This is a genomic window from Acidocella facilis ATCC 35904, assembly GCF_000687875.1.
Classification (GTDB): domain Bacteria; phylum Pseudomonadota; class Alphaproteobacteria; order Acetobacterales; family Acetobacteraceae; genus Acidocella; species Acidocella facilis.
The window spans coordinates 98,661-118,938 of record NZ_JHYG01000003.1; the positions used below are offsets into that span (position 1 = coordinate 98,661).

The following is a 20,278-nucleotide window of genomic DNA, read 5'->3' on the forward strand; positions in this document are numbered from 1 at the left end:
ACCACAAGGAAAAAAGACGCCCAAATCCGGCGGCCGAACGTCTAATCCAAGCAGGGATCATAAAATAATGAGCACAATCTCGCGGGGCGGCGAACGCCTCAAGCGTGACAGCCTCGGGCTTTCGCAGATCATTGCCTCCACCCTCGCCAACATCGCCCCGGCGATGAGCTTTTTCTTTGGTTTCGGGCTGATCGCCTCCGGTGCCGGCGTCGGCGCGCCGCTGACCATCCTGGTCGCGATGGTGGTAATTTTGTTCCTCACCAACACGCTGGCGCAGTTTTCGCGCTATCGCCCCAGCACCGGCTCCTTCGTCACCTTCATCGGCATGGCCTTCGGCCCCTGGGCGGGGGCGGCGGCTTCCATCTTCGTCGTGGTCGGCTATTGCATCGCCGCCGCCTCGGTGGTGGTGATCTCCGGTGGCTGGGCGGCGCAGACGCTGCAAACCTTCCTCGGCATCAATATCCCCTGGCAGGTGCTGGCGATTATCGCGACCGCCATTGTCGGCGTGCTGGTCTCGCGCGGCATTTCGCTCTCCACCACCTGGGCGGCGATCTTCTTCTATTTCGAGCTGATCCTGCTGGTCGTCGGCGCGGTGATCATGCTGGTGGTCAACCGCGGCTCGATCTCGATGGCCCCCTTCACCATCGCCGCCGTCACCGGCGGCTGGAAGGGCATCGGGCTCGGCTTCCCGTTGGCCATCTATCTGTTCATCGGCTGGGAGAATTCCGCGATGCTGGCGGAAGAAACCACCAACCCCCGCCGCAACGTGCCGCGCGCGCTGATCGTCGGCACGCTCTCCATCGGCATTCTCTACATGTTCCTGTCCTTCGCGACGGAGACGGCCTTCCATAACGATGTGAAGGCGATCACCAACTCCTCGCTGCCGTTTGTCGATGCCTTCAAGGCGTCCGCCGCCGGCATTCTCATCATCGCCTATCTCGCAGGCGTGACCTCGATCTTCTCCTCGCTGATCGGCCTCACCAACGCCCAGGCGCGCATCCTGTTCTCCTCCGCGCGCGAGGGGCTGCTGCCGCCTTTCTTCGGCAAGATCCACCCGCAGCATCGCACCCCGCATGCGGCGATGTGGACCTATATCGTGGTGGCTTTGGTGATCGTGCTCGGCTTCGGCACGTTTTACAATATCGATCCGGTGACCCTGTTCGGCGATACCGGCACGCTGGGCACCATCCCGGTGGTGGTCACCTATCTGCTCACCAATTTGGCGCTGCCGGTCTATATGCTTCGCTATCACCGTGAGGATTTCAACGTTTTCACGCATCTGATCGTTCCGGTGGTCGGCACATTGCTGATGCTGATGCCGCTCTGGGGGCTGATCGAGCCGGGCCAGCCTTATCCGTTCAACCTGTATCCGAAGCTGGCGCTGGGCCTGCTGGTGGTGTCGGTGATTTACGGCGTGCTGCTGGCGAAATCCAAGCCGGATCTGGTGCAGCGCATCGGCTCCTACGTCGCCGACGAAGAATATTAAAAGTTTTTGGGGTGCAGCCCTTTTTTCAAAAAGGGCTGCAAGACGTTTGGGGCGTTGGCAACATCTTGCCAACGCCCCAAACGTCTGTGGGGACTTTTTGAAAAAAGTCCCCACACCCCCAAAAACTTTTATAACTTAAGGCAGCATCTTGTCGCGGGCGCGGCCTTGCTCAACCAAATGCTTCTCAATCACCTCATCCACCGCCGCGAAACTATCCAGCTTGTACCAGACCCCTTCCGGATAAAACACCGCGCAGGGCCCCAGCTCGCACCGGTCCAGGCATCCCGCCTGGTTGACGCGGATATTTTTGAGCCCCAGCTCCTTCACCCGCACCTTCATATAATCGCGGATCTTCTCCGAGCCCTTGCTGGCGCAATCGCCGCGCGGATGCCCCTCCGGCCGCCGGTTGCCGCACACAAAGATGTGCGTTTCGAAATAAGGCGCCGGATCGCCCTCCATTCTTTCACCCAAAGCTGGTTCTCCTGTCTGTGCGCCCCTATGTAGCGGTTCAACCAGGAGAGAGCCAAATGACCAATCGCCTGCAGGACGCCTCCTCCCCCTATCTGCTCCAGCACAAGGATAACCCCGTGCACTGGCAGCAATGGGGCGAGGCCGCCTTCGCCGAGGCCAAGGCCCGCAATGTCCCGGTGCTGCTCTCCATCGGCTACGCCGCCTGCCATTGGTGCCATGTGATGGCGCATGAGAGTTTCGAGAATGAGCAGATCGCTGGCCTGCTGAATGAGCGCTTCGTCGCCATCAAGGTGGACCGCGAGGAACGCCCGGATATCGACCAGACCTACATGGCCGCGCTGCACGCCATGGGCGAGCAAGGCGGCTGGCCGCTGACCATGGTGCTCACCCCCGAGGGCGCGCCCTTCTGGGGCGGCACCTACTTCCCGCCGACCCCGCGCCATGGCCGGCCCAGCTTCCCGCAGGTGCTGGTGGCGCTCTCCCAGGCCTGGGCGAATGAGCAGGAGCAGATCGCCCGCTCCGCCGGCGCCATCCGCCGCGCTCTGGCCGAAGCCGCCGCCACCAAGCCGGGCGACGCGCCGGGCCCGGAGCTGCTGCATGCGGTGCAGGAGGCCTTCCTGCGCGGCATGGATTGGGAGCTGGGCGGCCTCGCCGGGGCGCCGAAATTCCCGAATATCCCGGTTTTCCGCTTCCTCTGGCAGCTGGGCGATGCGCGCGGGCGCGAGGCGGTGCATCTGCTGCTGGAGCGGATGAGCCAGGGCGGCATCTATGACCATCTGGGCGGCGGCTATGCCCGCTATGCCACGGACGATGCCTGGCTGGTGCCGCATTTCGAGAAAATGCTCTATGACAACGCGCTGGTCCTGGAGCTGCTGGCCTACGCCCAGGCGGACAAGCCGAATCCGCTCTATGCCGCCCGCGCCCGTGAGACGGTGGGCTGGCTGACCCGCGACATGGCCGCTGAAGGCGCCTTCGCCGCCTCGGAGGACGCCGATTCCGAAGGCGAGGAAGGCAAATTCTACGTCTTCACCCGCGCCGAGATCGAAGCGGCGCTGGGTGACGATGCGCGGTTTTTCGAAACCGCCTACCCGATGCCGGCTGCCGGCAACTGGGAAGGCCGCATCATCCTGGAGCGTCGGCTGCCCTTTAACGGCGATGAGACCCGCCTGGCCGCCTGCCGCGCCAAGCTGAAGGCGCTGCGCGACACCCGCATCCGCCCCGGGCGCGACGACAAGATTCTGGCGGACTGGAACGCGCTGGCCATCTCGGCTCTCGTGAAAGCCGGGATCGTCTTCCAGGAGCCGGGCTGGATTGCCCTGGGCGAGCGCATCTTCACCACGCTGATCCAGGCGATGGGCGAGGAGGATGGGCGCATCGCCCATGCCATGCGCGGCGGCAAGATCGCCGCCGCCGGGCTGCTGGAGGACCAGGCGGCGATGATCCGTGCCGGCATCGCCCTCTACCAGGCCACCGACAAGAGCGCCTATCTGGTGCTGAGCGAGACCATCCTCGCCGCCACCGAGGCGCGCTTCGGCGATGGCGAGGGGGCGTTCTATATCTCCGCCGATGATGCGCAGGATGTCTACGCCCCGCGCGGCCGCTCGATCCAGGACGGGCCGACGCCGTCTGGCACCGGGATGATGGCGCAAGCCTACGCGTCCTTGTTCCACCTCACCGGCAAGGACGAGTACCGCGCCAAGGCGCAGGCCGTTTTGCGCGCCTATGGCGGCCGCGCCCGCGCGCTCACCAACGCCCCGGAGCTGCTGGCGGCGGCGGATCTGCTGGCCAATGCGGTGAGCGTGGTGGTGACCGGCGGGGCGGAGGATCTGGTGCGTCTGGCCCTGGCCGCGCCGGATCCGAAGGTGCTCGTGCTGCGCGGCGGCAAGGTGCTGGCGCCCGAGCATCCGTCCTTCGGCAAGCCGGGGGATCTGCGCGCCGCCTATGTCTGCCGCGGCAATGTTTGCGGCCTGCCGATGGAGGATGCGGAAATTTTGCGCCAGGAGCTGCAATGTTCCACGTGAAACGATTCTGAGGCCGGAATTTAATAACGTTGCGTTAGTGGTTGAAACGGGCCGGTCTTGCCAGGGGGCGGGCCGGCCCGTAACCATGCCGGCCTGCATGGAACCGGGGCAATGAACGAGACGATCAGGATCAGCCGCAACGCCCAGATCACCTGGCGCCACGGCCAGACCGCCACGGCCTGCTGCCGCAATTGCGGACATGCGGGCGAGATGGCGCTGGTGCTGGAAGAGGATTTCAAGCCGCCGCGCAAGCATTTCCTGATCAATCTGCTGCGCTGCCCGGCCTGCACCGCCTGTTTCACCGACATCGTCCCGGATCTGGATTATGGCGATAACGCGCTGGTGGAGCTGGGGCTGCCGGCCTATCTGGCGCAGGTGGGGGCGGGGCTGTGGCCGATTGCCGCCCAGCTGGCGCGGATCGACAAGCCGGCCGGGGCGCGGCTGCTGGAAATCGGCAGCGGCTACGGGTTCGGGCTGGATATCGGCGTGCATGGGCTGGGCTGGCAGGGTGTGGGGTATGATCCTTCGCCCTTCGGCGCCTTCGGCCGGCGCGAGCTGGGGCTGGATCTGCGCGCGGATTACTTCACCGAAGCGCAGCTGGGCGCGCCCTGGGACGTGATCGCGGCGACGGAGCTGATCGAGCATCTGCCGGACCCGCCGGCTTATCTGCGGCTGATGCGAAAGACCATCGCCCCGGACGGGGTGATGCTGCTGACCACCCCGGATGCGGCGACGATCACCCCCGGGCAATCCACCGGCAAGCTGGTCTCGGCCCTGGCGGTGGGGGCGCATCTGGTGCTGCAGACCGGCGAGAGCCTGACACAGGCGCTGCACGCGGCGGGCTTTGCGCATGTGCGGATCATGCGCGATGAGACCGGGCTGATCGCCTATGCCTCGCCCGCGCCGCTGGCTTTGCGCGAGGGGGCGGGGCGGGGGATTTACCGAGCCTATCTCGCCAAACGCGCGGGGGAGACGGCGCTGGGCACCGACACCCAGCTCGGCTTTGCCGGGCGCGGGCTGTTCGATGCCACCATCGATGGCGATTACGATGCCGCCGATGCCGCCTGGGCAGCGTTCACTGCCGGGGTGGTGGCGCGGTTTGGGCGGATGCCGGAGGCGCTGCCCGAGGCGGCTTTGCAGGCGAAACTGCCAGAGCTTTCCGCGCTGATGCCGCTGGGGCTGGGCCAGGCCTTGTTCGCCCGCGCCATGTCCCGCCTGGCGCGCGGGCAGGCGCGGCCGGGGCTGCAGGCGATGTTCAGCCTGTCCGCCCAGGCGGCGCGGGCCTTGTGTCAGGCGATGGAGCAGATCTCCCAGCGCGACCCGTTTGCCGAAAATATCGCGGCTTTGTCCCAGCGCGAGGCGTTGCTCTGCGCCGCCGAGGCCGGGGACGCGGCGGCGCTGCCGGCCCTGCTGGCGCAAGGCGAGGTCGCCGCCGCCTGGCGCGGTTTTGTCGGGCTGGTGAATGCCGGGCGGCGGGAGGAGGCACAGGCTTTGCGCGCCGCCGGGCTGGGGGCGTTGCCGCCGGAGGGGCTGGAGCTGGGCTTGCGGCAGGATGGCGCCTTCACCGCCGGCATGCTGGCGCTGCAAAGCCAGGATTTTCCGCGAGCCGTGAGCGCGTTCGCAGCGCTGCGATTGCTGTTGCCGGAGGCTGAGCATCCTTTGCGCTGGCCGGGGTTGCGGGGTGAGATCATCGGCTTGTTCGGGCTGGAGCGGGGGGCAGAGGCGGTTGCGTTGCTGCGCAAAATCGTAGCGCTGCATGGCGGGGCGCCGGAGGATTTGCTGCAGCATCTTGGGTAGGGGAGGCGTTTAGGGGGGGGCAAAGGGTGCGGCGACGTAAGGAAGCCGGGGGGGGGCGGGGTCTGCCTGCTTGCGACCCTTCTAAGTCTTTAAGAGGCAGTCGGTTCTATTTTCATGGCCGATATAAAATTGACAAAAATTCTAGTCGTTCGGCACGAAAATCGGCCTGTCACGGCATAATTTTTCGCGGTCCGACTGAGCTGTTGTCTGCATTAAAAACACGGACGGGCAGTAGCGATGCGTTCGGGATTCAGAACGGTGTAACTTTTTGAATCTTTGTTGAGTTGAACAGTAATCGGTCTGGATTAATAAAGCCTATATCAGCGCGGGGGCAGGAATGTTATGGATCGGCCATTCGGTGGGGCGTCACGGCGAAAACGTCCATGCAGATGTAATTGTGGTTCAGTCCCTGCTCAACCGATTTGGTTTACCCCATAAAAACCATCTCAAAGTTGACGGGTATGCAGGTCCGCTGACAAATGGCGCTATTGTCGTTTTTCAATTACATATTGGCTTTGAACATCCGGATGGCCTCGTTCAGCCAGGAGGAAGGACATGGCAAGCTCTTACGACTCCATTTTTGATGAAAGAAGTGTTCGTTGATCTCCAAAATGCATGGATTAAAGCACAAGATTTCATTTTAAATCCGGCTGGATCGATAGAACAGATGGACCGCAGCATGAGAGGAGTGTCGTTCATAACTCGCACTCCTCGGTCGAGTGTTAAACAAAATGATCTAACATTTTATGATTGGGATAAGCGGGGCGCTGTAGTGAATGCCGCTATTTTGTCTCCACAACCTGCTAAAGTTGCCTGGGGTGCAAAGGTGTCATCAGACTTCAAAGTAAAACTTTTCCGAATCTGTAAAGATTTGAGCCTCAATCCGGACTATCTCATGACTTGTATGGCGCTTGAATCCGACAGAACATTCAGCCCATCAGTGGTAAATAAAAGTTCCGGCGCGACAGGGCTTATACAGTTTATGCCCCAATACTCTCCGTCAACTGTTGGAGCGACAACTGCTGATCTAGCCAAAATGTCGTCAGTACAGCAACTCGATTATGTTGAGCGATATTTCAGATATAATATTTCTCATATTGTTCCAAAAAAAGAAAGAAATAATATCAAACGTCTTGTGGACGTTTATCTAGTCATTTTGGCGCCTGCTAGTGTAGGTAAACCCGATGGCGCCATAGTTTATGCGGGAGGAACCGGTGCATATTCAGGCAATGCAGGAAGTTTCGATCCAAATAAAACAGGGAACATTACCGTGGGAGGTGTGGCGCAAGGGCTACAAGTTTTCTACAAAGAAGGTTTAGAAGCTAAGAATTTTGGATAGCAAGATATGAACCATTCCTTACTTTTTTTGGTTGCGGGGTTCGCTCTTCTGCCAGGCATCGTTTTCGCCCAAGTGGAAACAGTCGACAAGAAAGTTATTGCGGGCCGTACAGTTGAGTTACAACTAGATGACGGTGTGTCATTTTCGATTTTAGTTAACGGCAAACAAGCATGGAAAATCGATCAACCCGTATTTTCTTCTTTCGCCGGCGTTTACAAATTGAATGGTGCAACTGTTGCGCTAATATCTTTTTCCCCAGGGACGATCTGTCCGTCTCAGTTCGTCGGGCTGATATTTTCATCGGGCATGCAGGTGACCAAACCTTTCGGTACTTGCCTGACACCTAAGATTACCAATTCCGCGTCTGCTGTAGTGGTCACCTCTCCCGAATACGCCGGAGACCGAGAAAAAATGCTGGACCAAACACCCGCGAGCACGGAAAATTTCGAGATTGCAAAAATCACGAAAGATGGCCTGGTAGTAACCAGGAAAAGCTCACCGTAACCGACATTTTAGGTGCATGTCGCCGCCGCTACGAAATTTCAAGCCTTGTCCTGATGATACTTAAAACTCGCATTGATCATATCCAGCAGATGCTGCCCCGCCGTGGTCGGGGGGAATTTCGGTGTCTCGCCTGGTTGCAGGCAGGTCGGCAGACATTCCACCGGGGCGTAGAAATCCGGGTCGAAGAAAAACGGCAAAGAGTAGCGCTCCTGGCCGGAGATATTGATGACCCGGTGCGGGGTGGAGCGGAAGACGCCGTTGGTCCAGCGTTCCATCATGTCGCCGATATTCACCACGAAGCTGCCGGGGATGGGCGGGGCGTCGAGCCAGGTGCCGTCCAGCCCCTGCACCTGCAGCCCGCCGGCATTATCCTGGTGCAGCAGCGTGAGGCAGCCGAAATCCGTGTGCGCGCCGGCGCCCAATTGCGCCTCGGTGATGCGGCCTGTCTGTGGCGGGTAATGCAGCGGGCCCAAAGTGGTCATGGTGATGCCGAGCCAGGGGGAGAAATAATCCGGCTTGAGCCCGAGCGAGACGGCGAAGGCGCTGAGCAATAAGGCGCCGAGATCGACCATCTTGTCGTAATAGCCCTGCATCACGCTCTGCCAGCCCGGCAGATTCGGCCAGACATCCGGCCCGTGCAGCGGCAGCCCGGCCTTTACCCGCTCATGGTCCGGGGGCAGATCCCGGCCGATCTTGAAGCCTTCCTTGAAATCGCCTTGCGCCTGTTTGGCGGGGTCGAGATTTTCGCCGCCGAGGCGAAACCAGCCGCGATGGCAGGTGGATTTTTCGATGGCGGATTTTTCCTTCTCCGCCACCGGCAGATCGAAAAACCGCTTGGCCTGGGCATAGACCGCGTCGATCTCGCTCTGCGCGATGCCGTGATTCTTGATGTAGAAAAATCCGATCTCGCGGCAGGCGCGGCCGATCTGCGCGGCGGGGGAGAAATCCCCGTGCAGCAGCGGGGCGATGTCGATCACCGGGATCGCATCCAGATGGGCGGGGGCCAGGCCGGGGGCAAGCTCTATGGTCTCGGGCATGGGGGGGATGCTAAACCTGGAAGCGTTTTGTTTCCAGGAGCCATCGCCATGCCGGATTCATATTTGCTGGGCATCGATCTGGGGGCGGGCAGCCTGAAGGCGAGCCTGATTTCGCCGGAGGGCGGCATCGTCGCCGAGGCGGCGGCGCCGGTCACCACGCAGATCAGGCATTTCGGCTGGGCGGAGCAGGACCCGGGGGAATGGGTGGCGGCTCTGTGCCAGGCGGTGCGCGCGGTGGTGGCGGGGATCGATCCGGGGGAGATCGCCGGCATCGGCATCTCCGCCGGGGCGCATATTCCGGTGCTGACGGATGCGGCCGGTGCGGTGCTGCGCCCGGCGATCATGTGGAGCGACCAGCGCGCCGCCGCCCAGGCCGCCGCCCTGCACGAAAAAGCCGGGGCGCGGATTATCGCCACCTCGCTGAACCGGGTGAACCCGACCTGGACGCTGGCGATGCTGGCCTGGCTGTTCGAGCATGAGCCGGAGGTGATGCGCCAGGCGAAGCGGCTTTATCTGGCCAAGGATTTCCTGCGCCATTGCCTGACCGGCGGCTGGGAGACGGATTATTCCGACGCGGTGGGGGCGCTGCTGGCGGATGATGAGACGAAAAACTGGTCGCCAGAGCTGGCCGGGCTGATCGGGCTGGATATGGCCATTCTGCCGCCGATCGTCCCGGCGGAACAGGTGGTGGGGGGTGTCACCGCGGCGGCGGCGGCGCGCACCGGGCTGAAGCCCGGCACGAAGGTGATTTGCGGCTCCAATGATACGACGGTGGAGTTTTTCGGCGTCGGCGGCAATGCGCCCGGCATTGGCGGGGTGAAGCTGGCCACGGCCGGGGTGCTGTTTCTGGCCACCCAGGGCAAGGCGGTGCATCCGCCGATTTCCTGTTATCCGCATATCCTGCCAGGGCTTTATTATACCGCGACGGGGACCAATAGCTGCGCCTCCGCGCATCGCTGGGTCCGGGATCTGATGTTTGAGCAAGGCGGGTTCGCGGCGATGGATGCGCTGGCCAGCGCCGCGCCGCGCGGGGCCGGGGGGCTGCTGTTCCACCCTTATCTGCAGGGCGAGCGCGCGCCTTACTGGGACCCGCTGCTGCGGGCGGATTTCATCGGCATGACGATGGCGCATGGCAAGCCGCATTTCGCCCGGGCGGTATATGAGGGCATCGCCTTTTCCATCCGCGATCTGTTGGGCGCGGCGCGGGATCTGGGGCTGGATTTTTCCACCATCCGGCTGATGGGGGGCGGGGCGCGGAGTGCCTGCTGGCGGCAGATCATCGCCGATGTCACCGGGCTGGTGATCGAGCGGACTGAGGCGGGCGATGCCTCGTTCGGGGCGGCGCTGCTGGCCGGCGTCGGGGTGGGGCTGTTCGCCAGCCCGCAGGAGGCGGTGGCCCGCGCGGTGCGGCTGCGGGATGTGACGGTGCCGAACCAGGAGGCCAGCGCTTTCTACGACCAGCTTTTCGGGCTGTATAAGGAGGCGCAGGCGGCGCTGGCCGGCATCAATCACCGGCTGCACGCGCTCACCCAAGGGTAGGGGCGGGCCGGTGACGGTTATTTCATGACAGGGGCCAGCGCGGCGGCCGCAATCGCGCCATCATCAGGCGGTTTGCTGTGCCATGGTTTTGTCTTGGTTTTTCGGAGGGTTGCGTGAACATCGTCAAATACCGCTATTACCAGCCGCGTCTGGCGCCGCGGCGCACGCGCGTCGAGGTGCCGGGCTGGGGCGGGGAGAAAGTACCGCGCCAGGATGGCGCGCATGAGCAGGGCTGGCATTGCCTGCCTTTCGTGGAAGGCGCGCAATATGGGGTGGAGCTTTTCTACCCTTACGAGACCGAGCTGTGCGTGCGCCATGAGAATGGGGCCTTCCAGTTCGAGGGGGATTTCGGCCCGCCGCCCACCCCTGGCCTGCAATGGCCGCCCTTCCGCAGCTTCGGCGAAGGGTTCTATACGCTGCAATTGCTGCTGGATTTGAAAGTGCCCGAGGGCATGGCGGTGCGCGCCGAGCCGCATCCGCGCTATTATCTCAGCCCCGCCGATGACGTGCCGCTGGCGGTGCCGGCCTTGTTGCGCACCTCCTGGTGGCCGATGATCAATTTCGTGGTGTTCAAGGCGCCGCCGAAAGGCCTGGTGCATGTCTTCCGGCCGGGCGAGCCGTTCATGCAGCTCTGCATCGTCCCGGCGGAGCCGGATTTCGCGCTGGAGCCGATGGGCGAGGAAGAGGCGGCGGAGCGGGAGGTGCAGTCCCGCCGGATTCATGCCAGCCGCGAGACGCTGGGGCAGGATACACGCTGGGTCTCCGCGACGCATACGGTGTTCGATGGCACCTATCGGCGGATTCTGGGCGCGGCGCGGGCGCGCGATAAGGCGGCCGGGGATTGAAATGAGACGGGGGCTTTATTTTGGTAAAGCCCCCCGTTCCGCTGGTCTAAGTTTTGTTTGAGCGCGCAGCTTTATCCGATCAAACGAGTCCGTTTGATCGGATGTTGCTCTAGTTCCGGATCACCACGCCTACGCCGGGCGCGGGGGAGAGGAGCACCGCGCCACCCTGGTGATGATGGTGGTGATGATGGTGATCATAGCGCGGGGGCGGGGGCGGCGGCGGCCGGTGATGGTGGTAATGCGCGTGATGATGGTGATGGTAGTTATCGTGCCAGTCGATGCGCGTCACGGCATCCCGGTTTTGCGCCAGCGCCGCGTTGCTCTCCCGCAGCGCCGCGACCGGGTTGGCCACCGGCTGCAACAGATCGGCATAGGAATTCACCTGCATCGCATTCGCGGCCTGGGCCGCGCCGCCAGCGCCAAGCGCCGTGGCGCCGGCAAGGGCGCCGAGCAGGCCGGCTTTTTTCGTATCCATCAGAATCTCCTGTGAAGAGAAAGTCTTGATTGTAACGTCGGCAGCCGGGCGGGGAATTTGAAGGCGTCACCGCATCCTGAAAGATGAATGATACGGCGCTGCTTCATGAATAAACCGCAAACCCGGCGGCCGGGCGGGGCTGGTCAGTTGCCGATCACCACGCCGAAGCCCGGCGCCCCGAAAAACACCCCGCTGTGATGATGATGGTGGTGATGGTGGTAATACACAGGCGGCGGGGGCGGCGGCGGATAATAATAGGCGTGGTGGTGATGGTGATAGGCCCAGGGCGGCGGGTAATGCGCATGGTGGTGATGGTGGTAATGGTCATGCCAATCGATGCGCGTCACCCCGGCGGGCGGCGCCTGGTTGCGCGTCGCCATCTCCTGGTTGCTCGCCTGCAGCGCCGCAACCGGGTTGGGCACGGGCGTCAACAGTTCAGCATAGGACTTCACCTGCATGGCGTTCGCCGCCTCGGCGGCGCCGGCACTGCCCAGTGCGGCCATTCCGGCCAGCGCGCCGGCCAGGCCGGCTGTTTTGCCATTCATCTGACGACTCCTTGATGTTGAAATCAGGAGTGTAAGATCATTGGTCGGGATGGCGATTTCCAGCCGGAATCAAGCCGAGATCATGGCACTGACGTTCAATTTGATGAAAAATCCTTAAGAAAACCTCAGGCGAAGGCGTAGGCATCCATGCGCATGAAGCCATATTCCACCGAGCTGTGCAGCCGGGTGGGGGCGAGATTCGGCCCGCCAGCGCCGAGGGCGACATGCAGCGGCAGCAGATGCTCCTCCGTCGGGTGTTCGGCGGCGGCGTAAGGGGCGAGGCGGCGGTAATCGCACAAAGCGGGAATATCCCCGGCGACGATCCTTGCATCCATCCAGGCGGCGAATTCGGCGACGTCCGGAGTTTCCGGCGCGTCCTGGGCCGGGCGGCCATGGCGGAAGCGGCGCAGATCATGGGTGAAGGTGCCGGAGGCGAAGATCAGCACGCCCTCCTCGCGCAGGGGGCGCAGCGCCTCGCCGAGGGCGACGTGATGGGTGGTGCCGGCCTGGGTTTGTACCGAAAGCTGGATCACCGGGATGTCCTCGCCCGGATAGGCGAGTTTCAGTGGCACCCAGGCGCCATGGTCCAGCCCGCGCTGGCCATCCACCCCGCAGGTCTGCCCGGCTTTCTCCAGCAGCTGGGCGACCCGCCCGGCCAGCTCATGCGCCACCGGCGGGTTGTAATGCTGGGCGTACAGGGCGGGCGGGAAGCCGTAGAAATCATGGATGGTTTCATTCGCCGGCGGGTTGCTCACCGCGGGAATGTCGGTCTCCCAATGGGCGGAGATTGCGAGGATGGCGCGCGGGCGAGGCAATAGCGCGCCGAGACCCGCCAGGAAATGCCGGGCGGGGGTGTCTTCAAGGATCGTCATGGGCGAGCCATGGCTGATGAACAAAGCCGGGAGCATGGGCCTAGACTGGACATGAAAGCGCCTCTGGGGCAAGCGCTTTGCAAGGCTGTCCCTCCATTCCCTGCTTGCCACGGGCGCTGAAAAGGACAATCTACGAGCCAGTATCAGGACCAGACCAGTCCGCTTTGCGGACGGAGGATTGCAATGTTTATCGAAACCGAAGGCACCCCCAACCCGGCGACGCTGAAATTCCTGCCCGGCCAGAGCATTCTGGGCGACAAGACGGCGGATTTCGCGGATGCCGACGCGGCCTTGATCTCGCCGCTGGCCGAGGCCCTGTTCGGGCTGAACGGTGTGGCGCGGGTGTTCCTGGGCGGGGATTTCGTCGCCGTCACCAAGGATGACGCCACCGCATGGCAGGCGCTGAAGCCGCAGGTGCTGGGGCTGCTGATGGAACATCTGATGGCGGGCAGGCCGATCCTGCGCGAGGGCATCGCGCTGGAGGATGAGGATGTGGACCCGGCGGATCAGGAGATCGTCGATCAGATCAAGGAGCTGCTGGATAGCCGCATCCGCCCGGCGGTGGCCGGCGATGGCGGGGATATCATCTTCCGCGGCTACCGGGATGGGGTGGTCAGCCTGAAGATGCAGGGGGCCTGCGCCGGCTGCCCCTCCTCCACCGCGACGCTGAAGCATGGCATCGAGAACATGCTCAAGCACTATATTCCGGAAGTGACCTCGGTTACACAGGCGGCGTAACCTTAAGGAGGCACAATGGCTCTGGATGACGCGGCGCTGGCGGCGCTGTTTACCAACGCGCGCACCCATTCATCCTTCAGCGCCGAGCCGGTCTCCGACGAGTCGCTGAAAGCGCTCTATGATCTGGCGAAATGGGGGCCGACCTCGGCGAATTGCTCGCCGGCGCGGTTCCTGTTCGTGCGCACGCCGGAGGGCAAGGAGAAGCTGCGCCCTTGCTTGTCGGGCGGGAATATCGAGCCGGTGATGGCCGCCCCGGTGACGGTGGTGGTGGCGTTCGACCCGCATTTTTATCTCAAGCTGCCCGAGCTTTACCCGGAGGCGGATGTGAAGCCCTGGTTCTCCGGCAATCCGGACCTGGCGGAAGAGACCGCGATGCGCAATTCCTCGATGCAGGGGGCGTATGTCCTGCTGGCGGCGCGCGCCATGGGCTTTGCCACCGGGGCGATGTCCGGCTTTGACCGCACCAAGCTGGACCGGGTGTTTTTCAATGAAAATGGCTGGAAGTCGAATTTCCTGATCAATCTGGGCCATCCAGCCGGGGAAGAGCTGCCAGCGCGCCGGCCGCGCCTGGGCTTTGGCGAGGCGGCTGATTTCGCGTGAGTCTGATCGCGCTTGACGCGTCCGGCCCGCGCGCCGTGCTGGCGCGGCTGGCGCCGGACGGGGCGGTGCAGGCGCGCTGGAGCGCGCCGCTGAAACCCGGCCTGATCGAGACGCTGCCGCTGCTGCTGCAGGAGGCGGCGGCGGGCCAGGAGATAACGGACATCGCCATTTGCACCGGGCCGGGCAGCTTTACAGGCTTGCGCACCTCCATCGCGCTGGCGCAGGGCTTTGCGGCGGGGCGCGGGGCGAGGCTCTGGGGCATCGGCGCGGCGCAGGCTTATGCGCAAGGCGCGCCGGATTTGCGCCGGGCTTTATGGATTGCGATTCGCGCCCGGCGCGGGCGGCTGTTTCTGCTGCGCGACGGGCAGGCGCTGGCTTGCGCGGATGATGAGCTTCCCAGCCCGGACCAGCCGGTCGCCCTTGGCGGGCCGGAGGCGCCTTTGGCCGCCGCCATCCTGGCCGCGCGCGGGGCGGATGTGGTGCTGACCGAGCTGCGGCTGCTGGAGGCCGAATGGGTGGGCCGCGCGGCTTTGGCGCAGCGCGCGGCGGGGCAGGCGCCGGCCCCCGCCTTGCCGCTTTATGTCGATCCGCCGGAGGCCAAGCTGCCGGCCGCCGGGTTGCGCCCGGCCCCGCTATGAGCGCCATCTTCCAAGCCGGACCGGCCCAGGCCGCGATCATGGCGGCGCTGCACGCCCAGGCCTTCGCGCATGACCCGTGGGACGAGGCGGCCTTTGCCGCGCTGCTGCCGCAGCCGGGGATGCTGGCGCTGCTGCATGAGGCAGGCGGGCTGCTGCTGATCCGCCAGGTGCTGGATGAGGCGGAGATCATCACCATCGGCGCCGCGCGCAAGCGCCAGGGCATCGGCCGGGCCTTGCTGGCGGAGGGGCTGGCGCGGTTGCGGGCCCTGGGTGTCGCCACCTTGTTTCTGGAGGTGGCGGTGGAGAATGAGGCCGCCATCGCGCTCTATGCCGGGTTCGGCTTTGTGGAAAGCGGGCGCCGCCGGGCCTATTATGAGACTGGTGGGGATGCGTTGATGATGCGGCGTGACGAGCCGGGCGGGCAGTCATGAAAGCTTATCTTTGTCCCGCCGCCGCGTTGAGGGAGAGTGATCCATGGACCAGATGAGCCGATCCGAGCAGAATGCCGCGCCCTTCCGGCGGGCAGTGGTGGATCTCGGCTCCAACTCGGTGCGGCTGGTGGTCTATGAGGGCGAGCTGCGCAACCCGCTGCAGATTTTCAACGAGCGCGCGGTGCTGCGGCTGGCCAAGGGCATGACCAGCACCGGGCGGCTGAAGGATGAGGCGCTGGCGCAGGCGGAGACGGTGCTGCACCGCTACGCCGCCATCGCCCGCGCGATGGGGGCAAGCCCGGTGGAGGTGCTGGCCACCTCGGCGGTGCGCGATGCCGAGAATGGCCGCGATTTCGTGCAGGCGGTGATGAAGCGCCTGCCGGATCTGCGGATTTCCGTGCTCTCCGGCGAGCAGGAGGCGGCGCTTTCGGCCGAGGGCGTGCTCTGCGGCATTCCCGGCGCGGATGGGATTCTGGCGGATCTGGGCGGCGGCTCGCTGGAGCTGATCCGGCTGCAGGCCGGGCAGGTGGGCGAGGCGGCGACGCTGCCGGTGGGCGTGATCCGGCTGGCGGAGCGGGCGGGCGAGGATATCGGCCGGGCGCGGGCGGTGATGATCGAGGCGCTGCAGAGCGTGCCCTTCACCGCCGAGGCGGCGGGGAAGGATCTGTTCCTCTCCGGCGGCGCCTTCCGGGCGCTGGCGCGGATTCACATCGCCCAGACCGGCTATCCGCTGAATATCGTACATCATTACACCATCAACCGGGACGAGGCGCGGGATCTGGCCGGGGTGGTGAGCGAGGGCGGGCGCAAGCTGATCGAGCGCATGCCCGGGGTGCCGCGCCGGCGCATCGAGGATCTGCCCTATGCGGCGGTGATTTTGCGCCGGCTGCTGCGCGCAACCGGCGCGGCGCGGGTGGTGTTTTCCGCCAATGGGCTGCGCGAGGGCTGGTTCTCCCGGCTGCTGCCGGCGCAGATCCGCGCCGAGGACCCGCTGCTGGCGGCCTCGCGGGATCTGGTGCGGGGCATGATCCGGGATGTGAATCTGCCCAAGGCGCTGGTGATCTGGACCCAGCCTTTGTTCCCGGACGAGACCCCGGCGCAGAAGCGGCTGCGCGAGGCGGCGTGCTGGCTTTCGGACATTGGCAGCCACGAGCACCCGGAATATCGCGCCGAGCAGGCCTTCATGCGGGTGCTGCGCCAGGCCGGGATGAGCCTGGACCACCATGCCCGCGCCTTTCTGGCGCTGGCGACGGCGGTGCGTTACGAGGCGCCGCCGGAAGCGGGCTTCCTGGCCCCGGCGCGGGCATTGCTGGATATGGGGGCGGCGCAACGGGCGGAGACGCTGGGGACGGCGTTGCGCCTGGCTTACACGCTCTCGGCGGGCACGCCGCATCTGCTGGCGGGCACCGGGCTGGAGCTGACGCCGGGCCGGCTGATGCTGAGCCTGGCGGCGGCGAACGGGGTGTTTGCCGGAGAGGCGGTGCTAAGGCGGCTGGAGCGGCTGGCGCTGCTGCTGGGCCGCGAAGCGGATACCGTTATTCAATAGAGCAAAAGTTTTTGGTGCAGCTTTTTTCAAAAAGCTGCGAAAAACGCTGGGGGGTTCGCAAGAACGCCCCCAGATACGCCGACCTTACGGCTCGGAGGCGAGGGCCGGGCTGCCATGGCTGGAAGAGCCGAGGCTCGGCCCGCCATTATCGCTCAGCATCTCGATGCGGCCGGTGATCTGGCCGCCATCCTCAACCTGCAAACGGCGGCAGCGGGCGGTGCCCAGCACCCGGCCGGTGGCGCGCACGATCAGCGTGGCGCGGGCGACCAGCGTGCCATCGATGGTGCCGGCGACTTCGGCGTCGTCCACCTCGACCTCGCCCTTGAACACACCGCCCGGGGCGATGGAGAGTTCATTGGCGTTGATCATCGTGGCTTCGACCGTGCCTTCAACCACCAGCCGCTCGGCATCCTGCACCGTGCCCTGCACGGAAATGCCACGGCCAACGACCAGGGTGCGGCGCTCGGCGACCTCACGGCTGGGGCTACCCATCAGCGGGCGCGGGGCGGCGGCCGGCATGCCGGACGGGGTGGACGGGGTGGCGGGGACCGGCGGCGGCGCGAAAGGTGAGCGGGCCATGGGAGACTCCTTGAAGCTGGGGGGAATGAAACTGCTGGCCGGGGAGGTGTCTTCATCCGGGGGAAAGATCGAGGAGGGTTCCTCTTCCACCGTCGGCGCGGGGTTAAGCGGTTTTGGCTCTTCCATTTTGCGCTTGTTGAACACAAATCCTCCGTGCTGGCTCGTCGCGATAATGCCGGGCTAGCATGCGCGTTAAAGGCGAACAACAGCTTTGCTCATTTGCCGCTGCGGTGTGGCGATGCTAACCCGTCCGCGCTGTAATCTGTTGCGAATGTCTGGGGGGCTTGCCGAATGGCCGTGTCACAATTCGATATCACCGGCATCGGGAATGCCATCGTCGATTTTCTCCTACAAACTGATGAAGAATTTTTAAAACGCCACGACATGCCAAAGGGCGCGATGTCGTTGATCGACGCGGATACCGCCACCAGGCTGACCGGTGCGATGCAGGGCGGGCACACGGCGTCCGGCGGCTCGGCGGCGAATAGCTGCGCGGTGGCGGCGGCGCTGGGGGCCCGGGTGGCGTTTCTCGGCAAGGTGGCGAAGGATGAGATGGGCGAGGTGTTTCGCCGCGAGATCGCCGGTGTCGGGGTGCATTACGCCACCCCGGCGCTGGAGGCGCCGGTTCCCACCGCGCGCTGCCTGATTCTGGTGACGCCGGATGGCCAGCGCACGATGAACACCTATCTCGGCGCCGGCGGCGAGTTCGCGCTGCATGACATCGACGAGACCATCATCGCCGCCTCCAAGGTCACCTATCTGGAAGGCTATCTGTTCGATCCGCCGGCGGCGCAGAGCGCCTTCATCGAGGCGGCGCGCATGGCCCGCGCGGCGGGGCAGGAGGTGGCGCTGTCGCTCTCCGACGCGTTCTGCGTGGATCGCCATCGCGAGGGCTTCAAGCGGCTGATCGCCGAGGGGGTGGATATTCTCTTCGCCAACGAGACCGAGATTTGCAGCCTCTATGAGGTGAACAGCTTCGAGGAAGCCGCGACCAGGGCGGCGCTGGATGTTAAGATCGCGGTGCTGACCCGCAGCGAGCAGGGCAGCCTGATCCTGCGGGGCGAGGAGAGCGTGTTGATCCCGGCCGAGGAGGTGGCGCTGGTGGACAGCACCGGGGCGGGCGATGCCTATGCCGCCGGCTTCCTCACCGCCTATACGCGCGGCGAGGGGCTGGAAGCGGCCGGCAAGCTCGGCACCAAGGCGGCGGCGCTGGCGATTGCGCGCATCGGCGCCCGCCCGCCGGCGCATGAGCTGCGGGCGCTGCTCGGTTGAGCTGGCAGCTGCTGGTGCTGGCCCTGGCGGGGTTTCTCGCCGGGGCGCAGAACGCGGTGGCGGGCGGCGGCTCCTTCCTGACCTTCCCGGCTTTGCTCTTCGCCGGGCTGGACCCGCGCGCGGCGAACATCACCTCCACCATCGCGCTCTTCCCCGGCCAGGCCACCACCGGCTGGACCGGACGGCACATGGCCGGGGGGGCGGCGGGGCTTTCGCTGCGGACCCTGTTCACCGTCTCCGTCATCGGCGGGGCGATCGGCGCAATTCTGCTGCTGGCCACCCCGGTTTCGGTGTTCACCCATCTGGTGCCCTGGCTGATCGCCTTCGCCACCTTCGTCTTCATCTGGGGCAGTTTTTTCCGCAAGCCGCGAAGCGAGGATGAGGCGCCGCCGATCTCCCCGCGCATGGGCGTGGTGATGCAGTTCATCATCGCCATCTATGGCGGCTATTTCGGCGGCGGCATCGGGATTTTGATGATGGCGGCGCTCACCGCCGTCGGGCTCGCGGTGCGCCATGCCGGAGCGACCAAGAATGTGCTGGCCGGGGTGGTGAATGTCGCCGCGGTGGTGATTTTTCTGGTCGAGAGCAAGCAGAACTGGCTGCTGGTCGGGGTGCTGGCGGTCACCGCGATCATTGGCGGGCAGGTCGGCGTGCTGATTTTGCGGCATGTGCCGGAGAAGGTTCTGCGGGTTGTCGTCAGCCTGATCGGGATCGCGCTGACCATCGGCATGTTTTTGAAAGCCTGAGATTTGAGCTACCAGCTTCGTCCCTTCCGGCCTGCCGATACGCAAGGCGTGGTCGATCTCATCATCCCCATCCAGCAGGGCGAGTTCGGCGTCCCGGTGACGCTGCAGGACCAGCCGGACCTGCTGGATATCGAGAATTTCTACCAGCGCCAGGGCGGGTTCTGGGTGGCGGAAGCGGAAGGGCGGATCATCGGCAGCATCGCGCTGATCCGCTTCGGCACGGCGCAGGCGGCGCTGCGCAAAATGTTCGTCGCCGCCCCCTGGCGCGGGCGCGCCCATGGTGTGGGGCAGGCGCTGCTGGAGACGCTGCTGGCGCAGGCGCGCGGGCAGGGGATTGTGGAGATTACCCTCGGTACGGTGGAAATCCTGCGCGCCGCTTGCCGGTTTTATGAGAGGAACGGGTTTGTGGCGGTGGCGAAGGCGGATCTGCCGCCGGCCTATCCGCGCATGGCGGTGGATACGTTGTTCTATCAGCTCAGGCTGAGCTAGCGCGCTTTCAGTCTGATCGTAACCGGTCAGCGCGCTCCAGCTTTTTGTCTGTGGCTGTCCCAGATAACTTTCAGGCCTAATCCTTCAACGCCTTGAGGGATCAGCATTATTTCGATCATTGCAGGGTTTCGCCCTTTGCCCGTGGCGTCAAGGGCGCGCGGCTTCGCCGCGCGTCGCCGAAGGCGAGTAAACCCCTTGACGCCGCGGGCAAAAGGCGAAGAGACTCGGGATCGACATAATGGCCAGATGAATGAAGATCTGGGACAGCCTCTTTTGTTTTGGCGAGCAACATGATCCTGACTGAGTCC

The 20,278-nt window shown here is 64.5% G+C and carries 21 protein-coding genes; 15 read left to right on the top strand and 6 right to left on the bottom strand.

What is annotated here, in order from left to right:
- Positions 1–67: 67 nt before the first annotated feature.
- A complete protein-coding gene (locus T331_RS0105135; protein WP_008494063.1) occupies positions 68–1,486 on the top strand; it encodes an APC family permease in 1,419 nt (472 codons plus the stop codon).
- A gap of 135 nt (positions 1,487–1,621) precedes the next feature.
- Here the strand turns inward: T331_RS0105135 and T331_RS0105140 are convergent, their stop codons facing one another.
- Positions 1,622–1,957: a (2Fe-2S) ferredoxin domain-containing protein gene (locus T331_RS0105140; protein ID WP_322786121.1), complete on the bottom strand. Its 336-nt coding sequence runs from the start codon at positions 1,955–1,957 to the stop codon at positions 1,622–1,624.
- A gap of 56 nt (positions 1,958–2,013) precedes the next feature.
- On the opposite strand from T331_RS0105140, the gene T331_RS0105145 reads away from it, so the two are divergent.
- From T331_RS0105145 to T331_RS19795, 4 genes are all read left to right on the top strand, one after another.
- Entirely contained in the window at positions 2,014–3,978 is a 1,965-nt protein-coding gene (locus T331_RS0105145) for a thioredoxin domain-containing protein (RefSeq protein ID WP_026439266.1), read from the top strand.
- Between the two features lie 111 nt (positions 3,979–4,089).
- Positions 4,090–5,775: a class I SAM-dependent methyltransferase gene (locus tag T331_RS19055; protein WP_051622177.1), complete on the top strand. Its 1,686-nt coding sequence runs from the start codon at positions 4,090–4,092 to the stop codon at positions 5,773–5,775.
- Between the two features lie 337 nt (positions 5,776–6,112).
- Positions 6,113–7,114: a peptidoglycan-binding protein gene (locus T331_RS19790; RefSeq protein ID WP_155992614.1), complete on the top strand. Its 1,002-nt coding sequence runs from the start codon at positions 6,113–6,115 to the stop codon at positions 7,112–7,114.
- A gap of 6 nt (positions 7,115–7,120) precedes the next feature.
- Positions 7,121–7,618, top strand: a complete 498-nt coding sequence (locus T331_RS19795; RefSeq protein ID WP_155992615.1) for a hypothetical protein — start codon at positions 7,121–7,123, stop codon at positions 7,616–7,618.
- 38 nt (positions 7,619–7,656) lie between these two features.
- Here T331_RS19795 and T331_RS17400 read toward each other — a convergent pair whose 3' ends face one another.
- On the bottom strand, positions 7,657–8,655 hold the full coding sequence (locus tag T331_RS17400; protein ID WP_155992616.1) for an isopenicillin N synthase family dioxygenase: 999 nt from the start codon (positions 8,653–8,655) through the stop codon (positions 7,657–7,659).
- Between the two features lie 48 nt (positions 8,656–8,703).
- Between T331_RS17400 and T331_RS0105165 the strand changes: the two genes are divergently transcribed.
- Together T331_RS0105165 and T331_RS0105170 are read left to right on the top strand one after the other, a co-directional pair.
- Positions 8,704–10,194 carry a xylulokinase gene (locus T331_RS0105165; RefSeq protein ID WP_155992617.1) on the top strand — a complete coding sequence of 497 codons (1,491 nt, stop codon included), beginning with the start codon at positions 8,704–8,706 and terminating at the stop codon, positions 10,192–10,194.
- 113 nt (positions 10,195–10,307) lie between these two features.
- Positions 10,308–11,039 carry a hypothetical protein gene (locus T331_RS0105170; RefSeq protein WP_026439268.1) on the top strand — a complete coding sequence of 244 codons (732 nt, stop codon included), beginning with the start codon at positions 10,308–10,310 and terminating at the stop codon, positions 11,037–11,039.
- 109 nt (positions 11,040–11,148) lie between these two features.
- Here T331_RS0105170 and T331_RS17405 read toward each other — a convergent pair whose 3' ends face one another.
- The 3 genes from T331_RS17405 to T331_RS0105185 all read right to left on the bottom strand — a co-directional run bounded on the left by T331_RS17405 (position 11,149) and on the right by T331_RS0105185 (position 12,967).
- Positions 11,149–11,514 carry a hypothetical protein gene (locus tag T331_RS17405; protein ID WP_008494072.1) on the bottom strand — a complete coding sequence of 122 codons (366 nt, stop codon included), beginning with the start codon at positions 11,512–11,514 and terminating at the stop codon, positions 11,149–11,151.
- Between the two features lie 143 nt (positions 11,515–11,657).
- Positions 11,658–12,059: a hypothetical protein gene (locus T331_RS0105180; RefSeq protein ID WP_026439269.1), complete on the bottom strand. Its 402-nt coding sequence runs from the start codon at positions 12,057–12,059 to the stop codon at positions 11,658–11,660.
- A 125-nt stretch (positions 12,060–12,184) separates the two neighbouring features.
- A complete protein-coding gene (locus T331_RS0105185) occupies positions 12,185–12,967 on the bottom strand; it encodes a DODA-type extradiol aromatic ring-opening family dioxygenase (RefSeq protein WP_008494074.1) in 783 nt (260 codons plus the stop codon).
- A 147-nt stretch (positions 12,968–13,114) separates the two neighbouring features.
- Here T331_RS0105185 and T331_RS0105190 point away from each other — a divergent pair, with 147 nt between their 5' ends.
- Genes T331_RS0105190 through T331_RS0105210 form a run of 5 tightly spaced genes read left to right on the top strand, consistent with a single transcriptional unit; the run spans position 13,115 to position 16,884 of the window.
- Positions 13,115–13,669 (top strand): NifU family protein, encoded by a 555-nt coding sequence (locus T331_RS0105190; RefSeq protein ID WP_026439270.1) that lies wholly within the window; start codon positions 13,115–13,117, stop codon positions 13,667–13,669.
- 15 nt (positions 13,670–13,684) lie between these two features.
- Entirely contained in the window at positions 13,685–14,269 is a 585-nt protein-coding gene (locus T331_RS0105195; protein WP_026439271.1) for a malonic semialdehyde reductase, read from the top strand.
- The gene (gene tsaB, locus T331_RS0105200; RefSeq protein ID WP_026439272.1) at positions 14,266–14,907 is read left to right on the top strand and encodes a tRNA (adenosine(37)-N6)-threonylcarbamoyltransferase complex dimerization subunit type 1 TsaB; all 642 of its coding nucleotides are present in this window, start codon (positions 14,266–14,268) and stop codon (positions 14,905–14,907) included. The genes T331_RS0105195 and tsaB overlap by 4 nt, the downstream gene beginning before the upstream one ends.
- A complete protein-coding gene (locus T331_RS0105205) occupies positions 14,904–15,338 on the top strand; it encodes a GNAT family N-acetyltransferase (RefSeq protein WP_008494079.1) in 435 nt (144 codons plus the stop codon). The genes tsaB and T331_RS0105205 overlap by 4 nt, the downstream gene beginning before the upstream one ends.
- A 43-nt stretch (positions 15,339–15,381) precedes the next feature.
- Positions 15,382–16,884 carry a Ppx/GppA family phosphatase gene (locus T331_RS0105210; protein WP_026439273.1) on the top strand — a complete coding sequence of 501 codons (1,503 nt, stop codon included), beginning with the start codon at positions 15,382–15,384 and terminating at the stop codon, positions 16,882–16,884.
- Positions 16,885–16,968: 84 nt separating this feature from the next.
- Here T331_RS0105210 and T331_RS0105215 read toward each other — a convergent pair whose 3' ends face one another.
- Positions 16,969–17,463 carry a bactofilin family protein gene (locus tag T331_RS0105215; RefSeq protein ID WP_026439274.1) on the bottom strand — a complete coding sequence of 165 codons (495 nt, stop codon included), beginning with the start codon at positions 17,461–17,463 and terminating at the stop codon, positions 16,969–16,971.
- Positions 17,464–17,754: 291 nt separating this feature from the next.
- Here T331_RS0105215 and T331_RS0105220 point away from each other — a divergent pair, with 291 nt between their 5' ends.
- The 3 genes from T331_RS0105220 to T331_RS0105230 are packed head-to-tail and all read left to right on the top strand — an operon-like array spanning position 17,755 to position 19,970.
- The gene (locus T331_RS0105220) at positions 17,755–18,735 is read left to right on the top strand and encodes an adenosine kinase (RefSeq protein WP_026439275.1); all 981 of its coding nucleotides are present in this window, start codon (positions 17,755–17,757) and stop codon (positions 18,733–18,735) included.
- Positions 18,732–19,481 carry a sulfite exporter TauE/SafE family protein gene (locus T331_RS0105225; protein WP_081822131.1) on the top strand — a complete coding sequence of 250 codons (750 nt, stop codon included), beginning with the start codon at positions 18,732–18,734 and terminating at the stop codon, positions 19,479–19,481. Before T331_RS0105220 ends, T331_RS0105225 begins: the two co-directional genes overlap by 4 nt.
- A gap of 3 nt (positions 19,482–19,484) precedes the next feature.
- Positions 19,485–19,970: a GNAT family N-acetyltransferase gene (locus T331_RS0105230; protein ID WP_026439277.1), complete on the top strand. Its 486-nt coding sequence runs from the start codon at positions 19,485–19,487 to the stop codon at positions 19,968–19,970.
- Positions 19,971–20,278: the final 308 nt, after the last annotated feature.